Source organism: Arthrobacter sp. zg-Y750 (assembly GCF_020907365.1).
Classification (GTDB): Bacteria; Actinomycetota; Actinomycetes; order Actinomycetales; family Micrococcaceae; genus Arthrobacter_B.
This window is the reverse complement of sequence record NZ_JAJJOC010000008.1, coordinates 144,552-162,274: the sequence shown is the minus strand read 5'-3', so window position 1 is coordinate 162,274 and position 17,723 is coordinate 144,552. Positions and strand designations below refer to the sequence as shown.

18 protein-coding genes and 1 other RNA gene are annotated in these 17,723 nt (G+C 66.2%); 13 read left to right on the top strand and 6 right to left on the bottom strand.

Features of this window, described 5'->3' with window-relative positions; translation table 11 throughout:
• Positions 1–632: 632 nt before the first annotated feature.
• Positions 633–1,598, bottom strand: coding sequence for a ketopantoate reductase family protein (locus tag LOC57_RS06330; protein WP_229958752.1), 966 nt, complete (start codon positions 1,596–1,598; stop codon positions 633–635).
• Between the two features lie 90 nt (positions 1,599–1,688).
• Here LOC57_RS06330 and LOC57_RS06325 point away from each other — a divergent pair, with 90 nt between their 5' ends.
• The 4 genes from LOC57_RS06325 to recR all read left to right on the top strand — a co-directional run bounded on the left by LOC57_RS06325 (position 1,689) and on the right by recR (position 6,450).
• Positions 1,689–2,267, top strand: coding sequence for a TetR/AcrR family transcriptional regulator (locus tag LOC57_RS06325; protein ID WP_227912429.1), 579 nt, complete (start codon positions 1,689–1,691; stop codon positions 2,265–2,267).
• Positions 2,268–2,353: 86 nt separating this feature from the next.
• An RNA gene (gene ffs, locus LOC57_RS06320) (signal recognition particle sRNA small type) lies at positions 2,354–2,449 on the top strand.
• Positions 2,450–2,525: 76 nt separating this feature from the next.
• Positions 2,526–5,738: a DNA polymerase III subunit gamma and tau gene (locus tag LOC57_RS06315; protein WP_229958750.1), complete on the top strand. Its 3,213-nt coding sequence runs from the start codon at positions 2,526–2,528 to the stop codon at positions 5,736–5,738.
• A gap of 115 nt (positions 5,739–5,853) precedes the next feature.
• Positions 5,854–6,450, top strand: a complete 597-nt coding sequence (recR, locus tag LOC57_RS06310; RefSeq protein ID WP_227912431.1) for a recombination mediator RecR — start codon at positions 5,854–5,856, stop codon at positions 6,448–6,450.
• Here the strand turns inward: recR and LOC57_RS06305 are convergent.
• Entirely contained in the window at positions 6,447–7,511 is a 1,065-nt protein-coding gene (locus LOC57_RS06305) for an ABC transporter permease (RefSeq protein WP_229958748.1), read from the bottom strand. The genes recR and LOC57_RS06305 overlap by 4 nt on opposite strands.
• Positions 7,508–8,449, bottom strand: coding sequence for an ABC transporter ATP-binding protein (locus LOC57_RS06300; RefSeq protein WP_229958746.1), 942 nt, complete (start codon positions 8,447–8,449; stop codon positions 7,508–7,510). The genes LOC57_RS06305 and LOC57_RS06300 overlap by 4 nt, the downstream gene beginning before the upstream one ends.
• Before the next feature lie 219 nt (positions 8,450–8,668).
• Here LOC57_RS06300 and LOC57_RS06295 point away from each other — a divergent pair, with 219 nt between their 5' ends.
• Complete coding sequence (locus LOC57_RS06295) at positions 8,669–9,955, top strand: aspartate kinase (RefSeq protein ID WP_227912434.1); 1,287 nt, start codon at positions 8,669–8,671, stop codon at positions 9,953–9,955.
• On the opposite strand, the gene LOC57_RS06290 is transcribed toward LOC57_RS06295, so the two are convergent.
• Positions 9,952–10,173 (bottom strand): VanZ family protein, encoded by a 222-nt coding sequence (locus tag LOC57_RS06290; protein ID WP_229958744.1) that lies wholly within the window; start codon positions 10,171–10,173, stop codon positions 9,952–9,954. The two genes, LOC57_RS06295 and LOC57_RS06290, sit on opposite strands and share 4 nt — an antisense overlap.
• A 172-nt stretch (positions 10,174–10,345) precedes the next feature.
• Positions 10,346–10,561: a hypothetical protein gene (locus LOC57_RS06285; protein ID WP_227912435.1), complete on the bottom strand. Its 216-nt coding sequence runs from the start codon at positions 10,559–10,561 to the stop codon at positions 10,346–10,348.
• A 127-nt stretch (positions 10,562–10,688) separates the two neighbouring features.
• Here LOC57_RS06285 and LOC57_RS06280 point away from each other — a divergent pair, with 127 nt between their 5' ends.
• The 3 genes from LOC57_RS06280 (at position 10,689) to LOC57_RS06270 (ending at position 12,759) form a co-directional block, all read left to right on the top strand.
• The gene (locus LOC57_RS06280; RefSeq protein ID WP_229958742.1) at positions 10,689–11,669 is read left to right on the top strand and encodes a 3-methyladenine DNA glycosylase; all 981 of its coding nucleotides are present in this window, start codon (positions 10,689–10,691) and stop codon (positions 11,667–11,669) included.
• Positions 11,612–12,136 carry an SRPBCC domain-containing protein gene (locus tag LOC57_RS06275; RefSeq protein ID WP_227926033.1) on the top strand — a complete coding sequence of 175 codons (525 nt, stop codon included), beginning with the start codon at positions 11,612–11,614 and terminating at the stop codon, positions 12,134–12,136. Before LOC57_RS06280 ends, LOC57_RS06275 begins: the two co-directional genes overlap by 58 nt.
• Positions 12,137–12,213: 77 nt before the next feature.
• Positions 12,214–12,759, top strand: coding sequence for a serine protease inhibitor (locus tag LOC57_RS06270; RefSeq protein ID WP_229958741.1), 546 nt, complete (start codon positions 12,214–12,216; stop codon positions 12,757–12,759).
• Positions 12,760–12,780: 21 nt separating this feature from the next.
• On the opposite strand, the gene LOC57_RS06265 is transcribed toward LOC57_RS06270, so the two are convergent.
• Positions 12,781–13,293: a DUF4442 domain-containing protein gene (locus tag LOC57_RS06265; protein WP_229958739.1), complete on the bottom strand. Its 513-nt coding sequence runs from the start codon at positions 13,291–13,293 to the stop codon at positions 12,781–12,783.
• 151 nt (positions 13,294–13,444) lie between these two features.
• Here LOC57_RS06265 and LOC57_RS06260 point away from each other — a divergent pair, with 151 nt between their 5' ends.
• From LOC57_RS06260 to LOC57_RS06240, 5 genes are all read left to right on the top strand, one after another.
• Entirely contained in the window at positions 13,445–13,738 is a 294-nt protein-coding gene (locus LOC57_RS06260) for a hypothetical protein (RefSeq protein ID WP_227926030.1), read from the top strand.
• Between the two features lie 122 nt (positions 13,739–13,860).
• Positions 13,861–14,115, top strand: a complete 255-nt coding sequence (purS, locus tag LOC57_RS06255; protein ID WP_227912441.1) for a phosphoribosylformylglycinamidine synthase subunit PurS — start codon at positions 13,861–13,863, stop codon at positions 14,113–14,115.
• Complete coding sequence (purQ, locus tag LOC57_RS06250) at positions 14,112–14,891, top strand: phosphoribosylformylglycinamidine synthase subunit PurQ (protein ID WP_442860163.1); 780 nt, start codon at positions 14,112–14,114, stop codon at positions 14,889–14,891. The genes purS and purQ overlap by 4 nt, the downstream gene beginning before the upstream one ends.
• Positions 14,891–17,194, top strand: a complete 2,304-nt coding sequence (purL, locus tag LOC57_RS06245) for a phosphoribosylformylglycinamidine synthase subunit PurL (RefSeq protein WP_229958736.1) — start codon at positions 14,891–14,893, stop codon at positions 17,192–17,194. Before purQ ends, purL begins: the two co-directional genes overlap by 1 nt.
• Before the next feature lie 77 nt (positions 17,195–17,271).
• Positions 17,272–17,670, top strand: a complete 399-nt coding sequence (locus LOC57_RS06240) for a hypothetical protein (RefSeq protein WP_227912443.1) — start codon at positions 17,272–17,274, stop codon at positions 17,668–17,670.
• Positions 17,671–17,723 lie beyond the last annotated feature (53 nt).

Genomic DNA, 17,723 nt, shown 5'->3' with positions numbered 1-17,723 from the left:
TGTTCATACAGACACAATGCCGGGGCCAAGGAAAATTGGCCGCCAGGCACTGCACTAAATTCGAAACCAGCTAAAAAAACCATTCCAGCCCACGGGGTGGGCGGAACAGTCGATTCAACCAATTAAAATAAATTGGTATCAATAAAACTTGGCACACTATTGAGTTCTCAAACAACAGACGCAATCCGAAAATACTCGGGAAAACAATGTTTTCCTTTTCTTCTTCGCTGCAAGGTTTTCCATCTTATTCCATTCCGGCGTTTTCCGCAATTCCCGGTTTTCCTTATCGGAAGCCCCGGGAAGGCGTGTCTACCGCCGTTCCGGCCCAGCAAAAAGCCTGAGTCTTTCCTGCCGGCCCGTGAAGGGCGCACCAGGGAAACTCTGTTTTTTGGTGGGTTTGGCCGCCATGCTTCGGGCGCTTATTTCAGCGTCCCGGCCGCGGCGACTCGTCTATCTTTGCACACCCGGCCCGGTCCCCGCAAACCGTTTCGAAGTGACCTGTCACACCCCTTCCGAGGGTCGCAGACCTCCGCCCGGCGGGCAGCGGCAAGGCCCGGAATCCGACACCCGCTCCCCGTGCGCAATCCCTTATAGAGGCGCACGTAGAGAGGTGGATATAGAGGGGTACATGCTTACGGGTTTTCGGGACCACTATGGATGAAGTACAGCTCCTCTGCTGCCAAGCCGGTGGCCGGAACGCCGAGCCTCCGCGCTTCAGCCAGGACGTCCCGGCAAATCACCTTCGGTTCCTGAGTCTCCGGGTCTGCGTGCGCCTCGAAGTTGGCGCGGGCCGGCGGGAAGTGGGCAAGGACCCAAGCCAGGATGGTAGCCGTCAACCATGCGGGTGCCCTGAATGGAAGCACCGAACCTCGGTGGCGGCGCAGATCGACGCCGCGGGCCTGCAGCAGCGCCAGCAGTTCCCGGCTGGTCCTCATCGCTCTGCGCAGGCCGGCCTTGTTCCCCACCAGCCCCGCCATCGACCCCGCCTTCAGACCCTGGGCGTGCAGTCCTGCGTCCGAAACGAAGTGGGTCCACAGCCAGCCGCGAAAGTCGGGTTGCTCGCGAACCCGGAACCCGGACTGGCGAAACATTGCCCGGACCGCCCGCTCCCGCTCCTGCGGAGGACGGCCGAACGTGCCAAAGATGACCGTGGCCAGCAATGTTCCCCGCAAGACGCCGTCGGAGCCGAACCCGCCTCCGCCCTGGGGGAAGCCCCACACCACACACTCAGGATCAAGAGCCGCGACGGCCTCGAGCGGCTCATCCCATACGTTGCCGAAAACCAGCACCGACGCGCTGCCGATGCGGGGAGCCAGGAACGCTGCCGCTTCCGTCAAACGGTAATGCGGGACGCTCAGTACAACGAGGTCGAAGCCGTCCTCAGGCGTCAACTCCTCCCGGAAGCGGAGCGGCATCTCTCCGGTGCGGCGCCTGCCCCACGGCCGGCGCCGGGCATCCAGGAGGTCCAGTTCAACGCCGTCGCCGTAGTGCGCCGCGCGGCCGGGCCGGACATGGAATTCCACCTCGTGGCCAGCTTGCTCAAGTGCCCACCCGTACATAGTGGCAATAACGCCTCGTCCGAACATCAGGATCTTCATGCAGTACCTCCCGGAATCGGTGGAAGTGGAGACTGTCTCCACTTGGTACGATATGGAGATCGTCTCCATTTGTCGATCCCGAGGAGTGCCATGACCGCCACCAAGCAGCTGCGCGCCGATGCCCGGCGGAACAGGGATGCTCTCATCGCTGCGGCGCGGCATGTATTTGACGCCGGCGACGTCGAGCTGCGCTTTGACGACTTCGCCCGCTTGGCCGGTGTTGGCACGGGAACCCTGTATCGCCACTTCCCCACCCGGGAAGCGCTGGCTGAGGCCGTTTACCAGGAAGAGATCGACTCCCTGTGCGAACGGGCAGGGGAATTGCAGGACGCTATGCCCGCCGAAGAAGCACTGGAGGCATTCCTGCACGGGATGGTCGATCATATGGAGTCGCAGAAGGGACTCGGGGCAACCCTGGCGGTCCTCCTGTCCGGCAGTACGACGGCGATCGCCGACGGCACCCGGAAGCTCACGTCAGCGGTGGACACCTTGGTGACCGCAGCCGCTGCCGCTGGGACCATACGGAAGGACATAGGAGCGGGGGCCGTCCTGCTTGCCTTGCACGGCATCGGAACCGCCTACGGCCAACCGGGTTGGCGCCATGACGCAGACGGCATGATCACCCTTCTGATGGACGGAATGCGCACAACCGGCTCCGGCCGCAGTTAACAAGGGCCTGCAAGCCCGCGCGGTCCCGCGGCTCAAGGAGCCCGCCAGCGCGCATTCGGCACCCTCAAATATCGGGTAGACTGGTTCCCGGCCCCTCATGTGGTGTCATCCTGTGAACTCCCCCAGGACCGGAAGGTAGCAAGGGTAAGCGGGCTCTGGCAGGTGCATGGGGGGTCTTTAATTTTCCCCGGAGAGCGCTTCGTCACGCACCGGGCGCCGGAGTGAAAACCGTCAGTGCCAACCGATAGGCTTCTATCTGTGAGTACAGCCCTTTACCGCCGCTACCGTCCCGAGAGCTTCGCGGATGTGATCGGCCAGGAGCACGTCACGGAGCCGCTGATGGCGGCCCTGCAAAAGAACCGCGTGAACCACGCGTACCTGTTCTCCGGTCCCCGTGGTTGCGGCAAAACCACTTCCGCGCGCATCCTGGCGCGCTGCCTGAACTGCGCTGAAGGCCCCACTCCCGTTCCCTGCGGCAAGTGCGACAGCTGTATTGAGCTTGCCCGTGACGGTTCCGGCAGCCTCGACGTTATCGAGATCGACGCCGCCAGCCACGGCGGCGTGGACGACGCCCGCGACCTCCGGGAGCGGGCCACCTTCGCTCCGGTCCGTGACCGCTACAAGATCTTCATCATTGACGAGGCCCACATGGTCACCTCGGCCGGCTTCAACGCGCTCCTGAAGATTGTCGAAGAGCCCCCGGAACACATCAAATTCATCTTCGCCACCACGGAGCCGGACAAGGTCATCGGGACCATCCGCTCCCGCACCCACCACTACCCCTTCCGCCTGGTCCCGCCGGAGCCGCTGCTGGCCTACCTGGAAAAGCTCTGCGCCCAGGAACAGGTAGCCGTGGCACCCGGTGTGCTTTCCCTGGTGATCCGGGCCGGCGGCGGGTCGGTGCGTGACACCCTGTCCGTCCTCGACCAGCTCATGGCCGGTGCCGGCCCCGAGGGACTGGACTACGAACTAGCCGTTTCCCTGCTGGGTTACACGCCGGTATCCCTGCTCGACGACGTCGTTGACGCTGTGGCCGCAGCGGACGCAGCAACGGTATTCCGCGCCGTCGACCGTGTCATCCAGACCGGCCAGGACCCGCGCCGATTTGTCGAAGACCTGCTGGAACGCTTCCGCGACCTGATCATTGTCAACGCCATGCCGGACAGTGCCGCTGCCGTGCTGCGCGGCATGCCGGAGGACCAGATCAGCCGGATGCAGACCCAAGCTGCACAGCTGGGCGGCAGCGAGCTTTCCCGGGCCGCGGACATCACCAACACCGCTTTGACCGAGATGACCGGCGCCACCTCGCCGCGCCTGCATCTGGAGCTGCTCTGCGCACGCATCCTGCTGCCGGCCGCAGACCAGACCGAACGCGGAACCGCTGCACGGGTGGACCGCCTCGAGCGGCGCCTGAGCTACGCCGGCGATCCCACCGAAGCCATGGGCCGCGCAGCCGCTGCTGCCTCGCCGGTAACCACCATCCCGGCCGCCGCACCCACCGCATCGCAGTCGGGTGCTTCCGCGCCGTCCGTGGATGAAGCACCTTCCTCGCCGCGGGGCATCGACTTTGCCGCCACCCCCTCCCCCGGGGAAACTTCGGACCAGGGCGGATCGGATGCACCTGCGGCAGATAGTGCTCCTGCTGCGGGGGGCAGCTCCCTGGACTGGGGCGGTACCTGGTCCACTCCCGTGGATGCACCCGGCCAAAGCTCTCCCGCTGCCAGCAGCACTGCCGGCGCTGCGTCCGCACCCGCGCAGAGCCCGGCCGCTGACCGGAGCGGCTCGGCTCCGTCGTCCGCAGCTGCGCCAGCGGGACCGGCCGGAAGCAACGGTTCCTCCACCAACGGCTCACAGGCGCCGGCACAGCAGCCCACCGCCCCGCAGCCGGCACAGCAGCCTGCCGCCGGCAGCCCTGCAGCCCCCTCCCGTCAGGCACCCGCCGCCGGGCACGGAGCTGCTCCCACAGGCGGAGGCGGGCAGATCGAGATGATCCGCCGCGCCTGGCCCGAAATCATGGATGCCCTCACGAGTATCCGCCGGGCCACTTGGCTGAACGTCAGCAAGAACTCCAGCCCTCGCTCCTTTGACGGCAAGGTTCTGGAACTGGCGTTCTCCAACCCGGGTGCTGCCACCAACTTCAACCGGCCAGACCACTTGGATAACCTGCGCAAGGCCATCCATCAGGTCCTGGCGCTGGACTGCCAGATCAATCCGATCCATGACAGCTCGGCGTCAGCGGGTGAGTCGGGCCCAAAAGCCGATAGCCGGCGCGCGCCGGCATCCGCCCCGGCTGCAACGGTTCCTGCGGGTGGCCCCGGCAGCTCCGCAGCCAATGCACCGGCTGGGCAGGCACCCTCCGCGCCGTCGGCTGGGCGCCCTGACGCGCCGGCCACTGCCGAGCACCCGGACGAACCGGTTGCGCCTGGCACCCCTGCGAGTGCCATTGCTGGCACCGTTGCAAGTGCCCCTACGGTCGGCCCGGCCGGCGCCGCACGTACGGCAGAAGCCCGTCCGGATGCTGACACCGCAGCGGCTGGCAACGCCCGCACAACATCGCCTGGCTCCGGAACTCAGGACGCCGGGGGCTCCGGCGCGCCGGCTTGGCCGCTGGCAGCTGCGGCAGTTTCGTCCTCAGCCGCGACGGTAGCACCCTCGGTTGCGTCCTCCCCCGCAGCCCCCACCCACGCCGCCGGCCGGAATCCGGAAGCTGCGGACACGAAGGCATCAGAACCTGCTGCGGCCGCGCCGGTGAATGCGGCATCTGCTGCGCTGCGCCGTCGGACCGCCTCGCCGTCCAACGCGCCGGGAGCTTCTGCCTCCCGGGGCACAGGCGCCGGCCGTGGCGGCGGACGGGCAGCCCAGTCCGGACCGCGCCAGCCGGCACCGTCGGATGAGCCGTGGCCGGACGAGCCTTCCGATCCCTTCAACGACGCACCGGAAAGCAATGCCTGGGAAACCGCCGAGGCACCTGCCGACGTGTACTCCGGCGGCCACCTCTCCGATTCCGAGTGGGCCACCACCAACTGGGCGGGCACCGGATCGAGCGCCGCTCCAGCGACCGGAGCAAACGGCCAGACGGGAGCAGCCTCCGCGCCGGCGGCTGCGAAGCCCGCAGCGGAGGCAGCGGCCCCAGCAGCACGAGCTTCGGCTCCTGCGGCGCCGGCCGCTCGGGCTTCCGCTCCTGCTGCACCGGCCGCTCGGGCTTCCGCTCCTGCTGCACCGGCCACACCCGCAGCACCCGCCGGCCCCAACCAACCGCTGAGCCGCTACCAGAAGCTGCTCAACGAAGCCGCCCAGCGCGGCGGCGGAGCCCCCGTCAGGGGGAGCCGCCCAGTAGACTCGGCATACGTCGAAGACGTTCCCAGCGCCGATGACATCACGCTGGAGGACTCGGGACTGGTGGGCCGCAAGGCCATTGAGCGGATCCTGGGCGGCCGGCTGATCGAGGAACGCAGCGTCGACGGCCGCTGACCGGACGGCACCAACGACGGCGCTCCCCGCCAAGTATTCCGGCAGCGGCTCCAGCCGGTTGCCGGCAGCAGATGATTGAGCAACAAATGCAATTCAACCCAGCAGAGAAGGTTACGTGTACGAAGGTGCGGTTCAGGAACTCATCGATGAACTAGGCCGCCTGCCCGGCGTGGGGCCGAAGTCCGCCCAGCGCATTGCGTTCCACATCCTCGAGTCCGATCCCGATGACATGAAGAAGCTGGCCACGGCCATCGTCACGGTCAAGGAGCGGGTGAAATTCTGCACTGTGTGCGGCAACGTCACGGAGCAGGAAACCTGCGCCATCTGCCGCGATCCGCGGCGCGATCCCACCATGATCTGCGTGGTGGAGGAATCCAAGGACGTCATCGCGGTGGAACGCACCCGGTCCTTCCGCGGCCGCTACCACGTGCTGGGCGGCGCCATTAACCCCATCGGGGGCATCGGCCCGGACCAGCTGCGCATCCGTGAACTGCTCAGCCGGCTCTCCGACGAACAGATCTCCGAAATCATCATCGCCACCGATCCGAACCTCGAGGGTGAAGCCACCGCCACCTACCTGGTGCGGATGCTCAAGACCCTTGGCATCAAGGTCACCCGCCTTGCCTCCGGGCTGCCGGTGGGCGGAGACCTGGAATACGCCGACGAAATCACCCTGGGCCGGGCCTTCGAAGGCCGCCGCAGCATGTCCTAGGCGATCCGCGTTCCGGCAGAGAGGTTCCGCACCGGCGTCACCAGCCGGCGTCGTCCCAGGAAGAGCAGCAGCGCGGCCACGGCAAGCTGGATTCCCAGCCCCAGCGGCCAGATCGGCGTGACGGCCAGTGAGCCGGCCGTGACGCCCGGTTTCTTCTCGCCGTTCACGCACGGCATCCCGCTCTCGGGACCGGCCTGGGCCTCGCGGACGAGAATGCTGATGCTTTCCATGACTCCGCTCTCGACGCCGGGTTTTCCGCTCTGCGCCGGCATGGCGTCGGCAACAAGCACAAAGGGATTGGCGGCGAGGATCCAGGCGACCCGTTCGGTGCGCAGCGCCGGCATATCCTGCACTTCTCCCACGCACTCGTAGTTTTCCGGGTCGAAAGGCACGGACTGGGAGTACTGGACCGGACTGGCACGAACCGTTCCCTCGGTCAGTGTGGTGCTGAGCCCAAAGGCAATCAGGGTACCCAACCCCAGTAGGGCCACCAGCATGTAGGTCACCACAATGGAGAACAGCGGACGGGCGGCCAGCGCCGAAACTCCCACCCCAACGGCGCACACAATCCCCAGTTCCACGGCCAGCATCACTACGGCCACGAGCGCGGAGAGCGGACGGACCCCGCCCAGGACGAGCGCCCAGAGCAGGAACGGTACGCTCGCTACCAGGAAACCGAGCGAAGCAACCCATGCCGCCAGCCACTTGCCGGCCAAAATTTGGCCGGGCCGCAGCAGCGTGACCTGCAAAATAGCCAGAGTGCCCGCGGCGCGGTCACCGTTGACCCCGTTGGCTGACAGGGCCGGGGCCAGCAGCAGGCCGAAGAACAGGACAAAGCCGACCATCAGCTCGAACAGGACCGGGCCTCGCTGGCCCTGCTGGGAGCCGGCGTTCAAGGCCGTCAGCATCGCGACGAGCCCAATGACGAAAAACCAGACTGTCAACAGGACGTACCAGCTGCGCGTTCGCAGCCGCTGCTTCATTTCCAGGGCAAACACGGACCGCACGCCGCTGGCGTAACCAAGCGGGGAAACAACCGGACTTTGGCTCAGGGTACTCATCGGCGATCGGTTTCCAAACTCATGTAGGTCTCTTCCAGGGCGCCGCCGGACGGGGCGAAGGCGGTGACGCCGACGTCGGCAAGCACCAGGTTGCGCAGCAGTTCGGCGGCTGCGTCCTCGCCGGACACCCGGATCTGTACGTGGGGCCGCTGCTGGTCCTGCGGCTGCCGGTATTGGAGCTGCTGCGCATCCACCTGCCGCAGCAGTTTCCCGGTGTCCAGCGCACGGACGGTGTACCAGCGTTCCTGCGTGCCGGCGTCGGAAAGCGACTGGGTCTTCACGGTTTCACCGCGCGCCACGAAAACTGCCCGGTCCGCCATTTCATCCAGCTCGGAGAGCACATGCGAGGAGACCAGAATCGTTTTACCCTCGCCGGCCAGCCGTCGCAGCAGCACCCGCAGGTCCACCCGAGAGGCCGGGTCAAGGCCGGACGCGGGCTCGTCCAGCAGCAGTACGGAGGGATCGTGGATCAGCGCCCGGGCCAGGCTCAGCCGCTGCTGCTGCCCCCGGGACAGAACGCGTGCGGGCTGGTCCGCGTATTCGGTCAGGTGCACGGTGTCCAGCAGTTCGGCAGCACGGGCAGCGGCAACGGACCGGCCCAATCCGTAGAAGGCCCCCATGGTGGTCAGGATTTCCGTGGCGGTCAGCGATTCCCAGGTTCCCAGCGTGTCCGGCATCCAGCCCACGGTGGCGCGCACCGCACCGGCTTGGGTCAGCGGGTCGAACCCGTTGATCCGCACGGAACCGGCATCGGGTGCCAGCAGGGAGGCAAGAATGAGCAGGAGCGTGGTTTTGCCTGAACCGTTCGGGCCGATCAGCGCCGTCACTTCCCCGGCGGGTGCCGTGAAATCCATGGCACGGATCGCCTGCACGCTACCGAAACTGCGCTGGATTCCCTCGGCGACTATGCCCGTGCTCTCGGCACTGTTATTCCCCATGGCGCCCACCATAGGGTCCGGCAGTCCGGGACTACGGTACAAACTCGCCGCAAAGTGACGTTAAGTGCATGTTGCCGTGATATTTCAGCCCGGCCCAAGCGCAGCTATAGACTTTCTGGACGGACGTCGCGGGTAGCGCGGCCCGTTTTCCAGGGGAATACCTGCCACGCCGAAGATGCCGGGCACACCAGAGAACAACAAAACTCAGAAAGTGTACGCATGAGCCTGATAGTGCAGAAATTCGGCGGTTCCTCCGTAGCGGACGCCGAAGGCATCAAGCGCGTGGCCAAGCGCGTGGTGGATACCCATGCCGCCGGCAACGAAGTGGTGGTAGTGGTTTCCGCCATGGGCGACAGCACCGATGAGCTCCTCGATCTGGCCGGACAAATCACCACCCTGGGCAACGCCCGGGAAATGGACATGCTGCTCAGCGCCGGAGAACGCATTTCCATGGCCCTGCTGGCCATGGCCATCAACCAGCTGGGCGGCTCCGCGCAGTCCTTCACCGGCAGCCAGGCCGGCATGATCACGGATGCCATCCATGGCAAGGCCCGCATCATCGACGTCTCCCCGCACCGGATCAAAACGGCCATTGAGCGCGGCGACATCGCCATCGTGGCCGGCTTCCAGGGCGTCAGCCAGGACAGCCACGACATCACCACCCTCGGCCGCGGCGGCTCGGACACCACTGCCGTAGCGCTGGCCGCCGCCTTGGATGCCGATGTCTGCGAGATCTACACCGACGTCGACGGCGTGTACACCGCCGATCCGCGGGTGGTTTCGAGCGCGCAGAAGATCGAGAAGATTTCCAGCGAGGAAATGCTGGAACTGGCCGCTTCCGGCGCCAAGATCCTGCACCTGCGCTGCGTGGAATACGCCCGCCGCTTCGGTGTGCCGCTGCACGTCCGCTCGTCCTTCAGCTCACACGAGGGAACCTGGGTACTGCCCAGCCCCGACGACAAGATCAAGATTCAAGAGGGAGAACCCTTGGAACAGCCCATCATCTCCGGTGTTGCCCACGACCGTTCCGAAGCCAAGGTCACGGTGGTGGGTGTCCCTGACATCCCCGGCAAGGCGGCTGAGATCTTCGGCATTGTGGCCGGCGCGAACTCCAACATCGACATGATCGTGCAGAACGTCTCCACCAAGGGTTCGGGACGGACCGACATCTCCTTCACGCTGCCGATCATCGACGGTAAGGAGGCCATTGATGCGCTGAACGCCGCCAAGGACGAGGTCGGTTTCGACACGATCCAGTACAACGAGCAGATCGGCAAGCTCTCACTGATCGGCGCCGGAATGCGTTCCAACCCGGGTGTATCGCACCGCTTCTTCGAGGCCCTGCACCACGCCGGGGTCAACATCGACATGATCTCCACCTCGGAGATCCGGATTTCCGTAGTGACCAGTGCCAAGCTGCTGGACACGGCCGTGCGCGCGGTCCATGCGGCGTTCGGGCTCGACGGCGAGGACGAGGCCACGGTTTACGGCGGCACCGGGCGCTAGGGTTCCGGCTTAACCGGTTGGAGCGGGGATTCCGCGGGTAGCCGCCGCCGGGTGCGGGCCCGGTGGATCCACAGGGCGGCTGCCGCCAGCACGGCTCCTGTCAGGGCGCCGGCACTGTTGGCCAGCCAGTCCGTGGCGGTGCAGCTGCGGCCGAGCACGGGGACGAACGCCTGGACCGCCTCGATCAGTGCCGACAAGCCGACACCGGCAACGAACATGGCCACAGGTAGTGGGAAACATGGTCAGCAGCAGGATGGCGGCCGTGTACAGATTCAGCAGTACGCGGGCCGCGCGCGTCCTGGTATCAGCCACGCCCCCAGCAGGGGTCCGGCGATGACGAGCGCTGCGAACGCGGTCTGCACCAGCCACATATGGGTGCCCAGGAAGTGGCTAATGACGCTCGCGGGAGACGATGTAACTGCTGCCGTCGGCCCGGGTCTTGGTCTCCCACATGACCTTTTCCTGTTCCTGCTGTGCCTTGAGCAGTGCCTTATTTTCCTCGGTCATGGGGTGCTCGGTGGAACCCTGCTGCGCCGGACCGAAGATCAGCCGCACTTTGCCCGTGGTCCGCATGAACCGGGACACGAAGCTTTCCTTCTCAACCATGCTGCACCTTTCGAACGGGCTTCCGTTCACATCCTACTAATGATCACGCGGGAAGGTTCCGGCGGCGGCAGGCGGACGCTCCGCAGATGCCGACGACGTCCATGCCGGCAGGCAGGATAATGGAGGCGTGATTCCTTCCGCCCATCCCGTTGTCCTCCCCCAGGACCAGTGGCTGCCTCGCCAGGCAGCGCACGAAGCACGTGTGCGCCCCTTCACCGAGGACTACCTGCAGCGCCGCTCCGCCGGACGCAAGCACCCCGTGGAAGATTTCCTCTTCACCTACTATTCCCAAAAGCCGGGCCAGCTGCTGCGCTGGCACCCGGGCGCCGGCGTCGTCCTGACCGGTGAAGCTGCGCACGAGCGTGCCGGCTGGAAGTTCTACCGAAACCTCACGGCAGACGAAACGGCCGCGGCCGGCCTGGACGCCGCCGCCCCGGCCGTGACCGTGGACGTGGCCGGGTTTGCCGCGGCACGAGGTGAAGCGGCGGCCTTTACCGCCATGCTGCTCTCCCGCACGGCCGCCCGGAAACCGGTGCTGGGCTGCTTCGGCATGCACGAGTGGGCCATGGCGTACAAGTCCGAGGACAACGGGATCCGCCACGACTACCTGCAGCTGCGGCTGGGTGCGCAGGGCACCGACGAACTGGTGGAGCGCAGCAAAATCCGCTGCACCCACTTCGACGCCTTCCGGTTCTACACCCCCGAAGCCGTACCCCTGAACGAACTGACCCCCACCCGTGAAAACCAGCGGGACCTGGAACAGCCCGGCTGCCTGCACGCCAACATGGACCTGTACAAATGGGCGTACAAGCTTGTCCCGCTGCTGCCCAGCGAGCTGGTGATGGACTGCTTCGAGCTGTCCTGGCGGATCCGGATGATGGACATGCGCGCCTCGCCCTATGACCTTGAGGACTGGGGTTATGCACCCATTCCGGTGGAGACACCGCAGGGGCGGGCGGAGTATGCTGCCGCGCAACGGGCATTTGCCGAGGAATCACAGCAGCTCCGGGCCCGCATCCTGGACCTGCTGGCCCAATTGGGAGAGCAGCCATGGAGCCAGAGCCCACCGGCCGGGTCCTCCGCACAGGAGACCAGTCCTACCAGCTGATCCTTACGCGCGGTTTTCCGGTGCCCCCGGCGGACATATGGTCCGCCCTCACCGATCCTGCTCAGGCGGCGGCGTGGTTCGGCCGCTGGGAAGGGCACCCGGCCCGGAACAGCAGTTTTGACCTGCAGATGCTTTACGAAGAGGGTCTGCCCTGGAGCCGGGTGCAGGTCCGGGATTGCGCGGCGCCTGAGCTGCTGCGGCTGCTGGTCGGGGACGACGACGGCGCCTGGGACCTGGAGATCCAGTTGCAGGACGCTGCCGGCGGAACGCGGATGGAATTCATCCAGCATCTGGCCGACCCCGCTGCGGCCGGCAGCTACGGTCCGGGCTGGGAATACTACCTGGACCGGCTCAAAGCGGCACTGAACGGCACTCCTGCGCCGGAGTTCGGCGATTATTATCCGGCGCAGGGTCCTTACTTCGAGGAGCAGGCCCGGACCGCACTGGGAGCGGGTTACGCCGGTTGAGCGTGCGGGCCGATTTGGGTGGTCCGCCGCTTGACGGGGCCACTAGGCTGGGGCCACCGACTGATGGAGGTCTCACCATGATCCGTCCCCGCCGCACCGGCTTCCCCCTGCTGCTGCTCTGTTCCGTGCTGGTTTTGGCCGCCTGCGGCTCTAACGCCGGCACCCCTGGCGATGACAGCTCGGCCTCAGCCTCTGCCACTCCCGGGGTTTCGCCCTCCGCAGCATCCCCAACTGCCTCCGCTCCGGCCCCCACCTCCGCCCCGGCCCCCGCCCCCGGTCAGGCGGCCGCAACCTCCCTCACGGTGGAATTCATGGCGGACGGCCAGAACACCACTGACACTTGGACCCTGCAGTGCGAGGGCACCACCCCGCTCCCCGGCTCAAATGTTCCCGATCCTGCGGCGGCCTGTGCCGTGCTGGCCGGGCAGGGGGCAACGCTTTTCGCCGAACCGGAGGCCGGCATGATGTGCACGCAGATCATTGCCGGCATGCAGCGCGCCCATGTAACCGGGACCGTCAACGGGAGCGCGGTGGACGCGTCCTTCGCGTTAACCGACGGCTGCCAGATCTCCCGCTGGGAAAACCTGACCGCCCTGCTGGGCCCGGCCAACGGCAGCCTGTAACGGGCTGCAACCGGGCAGCCCCTAACCTGCTGCGGTGTCCCCCGCGGCCGGAGCAACGGCGTCCCGGCTCTCCCGGTCCCGCTTCCGGCGGATGTAGACCTGCTTGCGCACCCGCGCCACCACCGCACCGGTCTTGTCCGTGATGTCCACCGAGAACCACTCAAGGACCTTGTCCCCGTTAGCAGCCAACTTACGGAGACGCTCGACGTCGGCCTTAGCCAGCGTGAACTCGGCGGTGACCTCGCCGTTGCCGGGCTTGATGAAATCGACTTCCGCGGACTTGTCCCACACCACGTGGTCTTTGCCGAGGTGGTGCAGCAGGAGCATCATCCAGAACGGGTCGGTCATGGCGAAGAGAGAACCGCCGAAATGCACACCGGCAACGTTCCGGTTCCACCAGTGCTCGCGCAGCTGCACCGAAACGCCCAGATAGTCCGGATCCAGGCGGGTGACCCGGATTCCGGTGAAGGCGAACGGCGGCCAGATGTTCATAAACCGGCGGACAGTACCCGGTTGTGCTTTGAGCAGTTTCACCGCTCCACTGTAGCCACCCGTGATCCAGGTCTCCGTCAGGCGGGGCCTGTACATGCCACCGCGGTTCGTGGCATATTATGAGTAAGCATGCTTACTATCCGTTCTGGACGATGGAACTGTCCGTCCGGACCTGACTTGAAGGTCTCGTATTATGTCCATTGAAATCAGTCCCGAAGATCTTTCCGGGGCAGGCTCTGCCGCTCCGGGTGAGTTCTACGGCCACGGCATCGGGCATTCCTTGGTCTGGGCACGCGGCCTGGCCGAACCCGCGGACGCCGAGTACATGCACTGCGGCGAACCCATGCAGCCCCGCGACGGCCGCCAGCTCTCCATCTTCGAACCGGTCAGCACCGAATCCATGCCGGCGAACGCCCCCGCCGAAGTGCAGCTCGAGACCACGGTGCTGCGCTGCCGCTGCGGGTTCCAGCTGGAAATCCCGGCCTGACCGGGCACGTCCACGTAACGCGCGTAACGCCGCTAGACTGAGTCGTGCAAGCTCGCGGAGCGCTGAATCAGCGTGAGACGGCAGGGTCCGCGGCCACCCATTTCACTCACAGGAGTTGCCGGATGCCCCGGATCGTTGTTGATGTAATGCCCAAACCCGAGATCCTGGATCCGCAGGGAAAAGCCATTGCCGGGGCGCTGCCCCGCTTGGGGCTGACCGGGTTCACCGGCGTCCGGCAGGGCAAGCGTTTTGAGCTCACCGTGGACGGGGAGGTCACCCCGGAAATCCTGGAGCAGGCCCGCAACGCCGCCGCGACGCTGCTCTCCAACCCCGTGATCGAAGACGTTACCCGCGTCGAAGTTCTCCCGGAGGCCTGACCTTGAGCACTCCCCTCATTGGTGACTTCTCCGTCGCCCCCGAAAATGACGCCCTGCGGGCGGTCCGGGTTGGTGTGATCACCTTCCCCGGCACACTGGATGACCGCGACGCCGCGCGGGCCGTGACCATCGCCGGCGGCACCGCCGTCGGGCTGTGGCATGCCGAAGCGAACCTGCAGTCGGTGGATGCCGTAATCATTCCCGGCGGCTTCTCCTACGGCGATTACCTGCGCGCCGGTGCGATTTCCCGCTTCGCTCCGCTGATGGAAAAGGTGGTGGATGCCGCCGCGGGCGGCATGCCCGTGCTGGGCATCTGCAACGGCTTCCAGATCCTCACCGAGGCGCACCTGCTGCCCGGCTCCATGATCAAGAACAACCATTTGAAGTTCTCCTGCGCGGACCAGCTGCTGCGCGTGGAGAACAACACCACCGCCTGGACCTCGGCCTACGAGCCCGGTGCGGGCATGGTCATTCCGCTGAAGAACCAGGACGGCCAGTACGTCGCGGATGAAAAGACGCTGGACGAACTCGAGGGCGAAGGCCGGGTGGTGTTCCGTTACGACGGCGAAAACCCCAACGGCTCCCGCCGCGGCATTGCCGGCATCAGTAACGCCGCAGGCAACGTCGTCGGCCTGATGCCGCACCCCGAACACGCCGTGGAACCGGGCTTCGGCCCGGACTCCTCCGCCTACGGCGAGGTGGGCCTGGGCTACGGCACCGATGGCCTGCGCATCTTCTCCTCAGTTCTCAACTCGCTCGTTGCCGGAGGCAAGTAATGACCGTTTCCCCTGCAGCGGACCAGAAGAAGTTCCGCATCGACACCGTTGAGCACGCCGCGGCCACCCCGGACACCGAGCTGCCCTGGGCTGAACTGGGCCTGAAGGAAGACGAATTCAGCAAGGTCGTGGAGATCCTTGGCCGCCGGCCCACCGCGGCGGAACTGGCCATGTACTCGGTCATGTGGTCCGAGCACTGCTCCTACAAGTCCTCCAAGGTGCATTTGAAGCAGTTCGGTGACAAGGTCACCGAGAAGATGAAGGAACACCTGCTCGTGGGCATCGGCGAGAACGCCGGCGTCGTCGACATCGGTGAAGGCTGGGCCGTGACCTTCAAGGTCGAATCCCACAACCACCCCTCCTTCGTGGAGCCCTACCAGGGTGCCGCCACCGGCGTCGGCGGCATTGTCCGCGACATCATCTCCATGGGCGCACGCCCGGTGGCCGTGATGGACCCGCTGCGCTTCGGCGCCATTGACCACCCGGACACCGCCCGGCTGGTGCACGGCATCGTCTCCGGCATCGGCGGCTACGGAAACTCCCTGGGCCTGCCGAACATCGGCGGGGAACTGGTCTTCGACTCCGTTTACCAGGGCAACCCGCTGGTCAACGCCCTGGCCGTGGGCGTGCTGCGGCACGAGGACATCCGCCTGGCCAACGCTTCCGGCGCCGGCAACAAGGTGGTGCTCTTCGGCGCACGCACCGGCGGCGACGGCATTGGCGGTGCCTCCGTGCTGGCCTCCGAGTCCTTCGACGCAGACAAGCCCTCCAAGCGCCCCGCTGTGCAGGTGGGCGACCCGTTCGCCGAAAAGGTACTCATTGAGTGCTGCCTGGAACTGTTCAAATCCTCCGTGGTGGAAGGCATCCAGGACCTGGGCGCGGCAGGGATTTCCTGCGCGACGTCGGAACTGGCCTCCAACGGCGACGGCGGCATGCACGTGGAACTGACCAACGTGCTGCTCCGCGATCCCACCCTCACCCCGGGCGAGATTCTGATGTCCGAGTCCCAGGAACGCATGATGGCCGTAGTGACGCCGGAGAACGTCGAGGCGTTCGAAGCCATCATGGACAAGTGGAACGTGGAATACTCCTGGCTCGGCGAGGTCACCGGCACCGGCCGGCTGATCATCGACTGGGACGGCGAGACCATTGTGGACGTGGATCCGCGCACCGTGGCCCATGAAGGCCCGGTCTACCAGCGCCCCATGTCCCGGCCCGCCGCACAGGATTCCATCCAGGCCAGCTCCTTCAGCGCGGAACGCCCGTTCGGCAGCGCCGCGGTCAAGGACGCCATCCTGGAACTGATGGCCTCCCCCAACATGTGCGACAAGTCCTGGGTCACCAACCAGTACGACCGCTATGTGCAGGGCAACACCGCCCTGGCCATGCCCGATGACGCCGGGGTGATCCGCGTGGATGAAACCACCGGACTGGGCGTGGCCATTTCCACGGACGCCAACGGCCGCTACTCCTACCTGGACCCGTACGAGGGTGCCAAGCTGGCGCTGGCCGAGTCCTACCGCAACGTCTCCACCGCCGGTGCCACGCCACTGGCCGTCACCGACTGCCTGAACTTCGGCTCCCCCGAGGACCCCGAAGTGATGTGGCAGTTCGCCGAGTCCGTGCGCGGACTGGCCGACGGCTGCAAGGAACTCGGCGTACCGGTCACCGGCGGCAACGTCTCGCTCTACAACCAGACCGGCGGCGTCGCCATCCACCCCACCCCGGTGGTGGGCGTCCTGGGCGTGTTCGACGACGTCGCCCGCCGCACGCCGTCGGGCTGGCGGCAGGATGGACAGGCCATCTACCTGATGGGCACCACGCAGGACGAGCTGGACGGCTCCGAATACGCCAACCTGCGCGGACACCTGGGCGGCCGGCCGCCGAAGGTGGACCTGCAGGCCGAGAAGCTGCTGGGCGAACTGCTGGTCAACGCCTCCCGCGACGGCATGATCGACGCCGCGCACGACCTCTCCGAGGGCGGCCTCGCAGCGGCCCTGTCCGAAATGGCGCTGCGCTTCGGCGTCGGCGCCCGCATCGGGCTCGGCGAGGTTTGTGAGCGGGACGGGGTGGACCTGTTCACCATGCTCTTCTCCGAGTCCCAGGCCCGCGCCGTGGTGGCCGTGGCCCGCAGCGAAGAGGTGCGCTTCAACGACATGTGCTCGGCCCGCGGCTTCCCGTACGCCCGGATCGGCGTGGTGGACACGGAGATCGGCGCGCTGGATTTCCAGAGCAACTTCGTGCTGCCGCTGGACGAGCTGAAGGCTGCGCACGAAGGAACGCTGCCGCGGCACTTCGGCTAACCCTGCGCGGATGAGCAGCAAGGGCCCGGCGGTCTTCCGCCGGGCCCTTGCACGTTCCCCATGTAGGCTCCGGGGGTATGGAGAAAACACTCGAGGCCCGGACCGCGAGGGCACGGCTGCTGTGCGGGCTGGCGAGCCTGGCAGTCGGCTCCGTCCCCCTGATCCTGTCCTGGCCGTACCTGTTCACCGGCGGCGATGAGCAGATTTCCGCCTGGCTGGCATCCGCAGCCGGACTCATCGCAGTCGGCACCGGGGTATGGCTCTTGACCGGTGCCCGGAGCCGGGGCGAAGAGCAGGTGCTCACCCAGGACCGGTCCCGGACCGGATACGCGGCCGTCATGATCGGCGTATGCGTCCTCCTGCTCGCCGGTTCGCTCAGCCTTGATCAGCCCACCGTTTCCACGGGCGTGGCACCCCTGCTGATAACGAACTGTTTCCGAATGCTTTTCGAGCGCGATGAGCGTGCAAACAAGTAGTGTCCGACACCGTTCAGGGCGTCGGATGGGGGCAAATGCGCACGCAGCGTGCA

What these genes read in the sequence shown, in the direction of transcription:
- LOC57_RS06300 (WP_229958746.1), bottom strand. Translation starts at nt 8,449, where the DNA reads ATGGGGAATAACAGTGCCGAGAGCACGGGCATAGTCGCCGAGGGAATC.
- purS (WP_227912441.1), top strand. Translation starts at nt 13,861, where the DNA reads ATGCCCCGGATCGTTGTTGATGTAATGCCCAAACCCGAGATCCTGGAT.
- LOC57_RS06270 (WP_229958741.1), top strand. Translation starts at nt 12,214, where the DNA reads ATGATCCGTCCCCGCCGCACCGGCTTCCCCCTGCTGCTGCTCTGTTCC.
- LOC57_RS06325 (WP_227912429.1), top strand. Translation starts at nt 1,689, where the DNA reads ATGACCGCCACCAAGCAGCTGCGCGCCGATGCCCGGCGGAACAGGGAT.
- LOC57_RS06295 (WP_227912434.1), top strand. Translation starts at nt 8,669, where the DNA reads ATGAGCCTGATAGTGCAGAAATTCGGCGGTTCCTCCGTAGCGGACGCC.
- LOC57_RS06240 (WP_227912443.1), top strand. Translation starts at nt 17,272, where the DNA reads ATGGAGAAAACACTCGAGGCCCGGACCGCGAGGGCACGGCTGCTGTGC.
- LOC57_RS06305 (WP_229958748.1), bottom strand. Translation starts at nt 7,511, where the DNA reads ATGAGTACCCTGAGCCAAAGTCCGGTTGTTTCCCCGCTTGGTTACGCC.
- purL (WP_229958736.1), top strand. Translation starts at nt 14,891, where the DNA reads ATGACCGTTTCCCCTGCAGCGGACCAGAAGAAGTTCCGCATCGACACC.
- LOC57_RS06260 (WP_227926030.1), top strand. Translation starts at nt 13,445, where the DNA reads ATGTCCATTGAAATCAGTCCCGAAGATCTTTCCGGGGCAGGCTCTGCC.
- LOC57_RS06290 (WP_229958744.1), bottom strand. Translation starts at nt 10,173, where the DNA reads ATGTTCGTTGCCGGTGTCGGCTTGTCGGCACTGATCGAGGCGGTCCAG.
- LOC57_RS06285 (WP_227912435.1), bottom strand. Translation starts at nt 10,561, where the DNA reads ATGGTTGAGAAGGAAAGCTTCGTGTCCCGGTTCATGCGGACCACGGGC.
- LOC57_RS06275 (WP_227926033.1), top strand. Translation starts at nt 11,612, where the DNA reads ATGGAGCCAGAGCCCACCGGCCGGGTCCTCCGCACAGGAGACCAGTCC.
- LOC57_RS06330 (WP_229958752.1), bottom strand. Translation starts at nt 1,598, where the DNA reads ATGAAGATCCTGATGTTCGGACGAGGCGTTATTGCCACTATGTACGGG.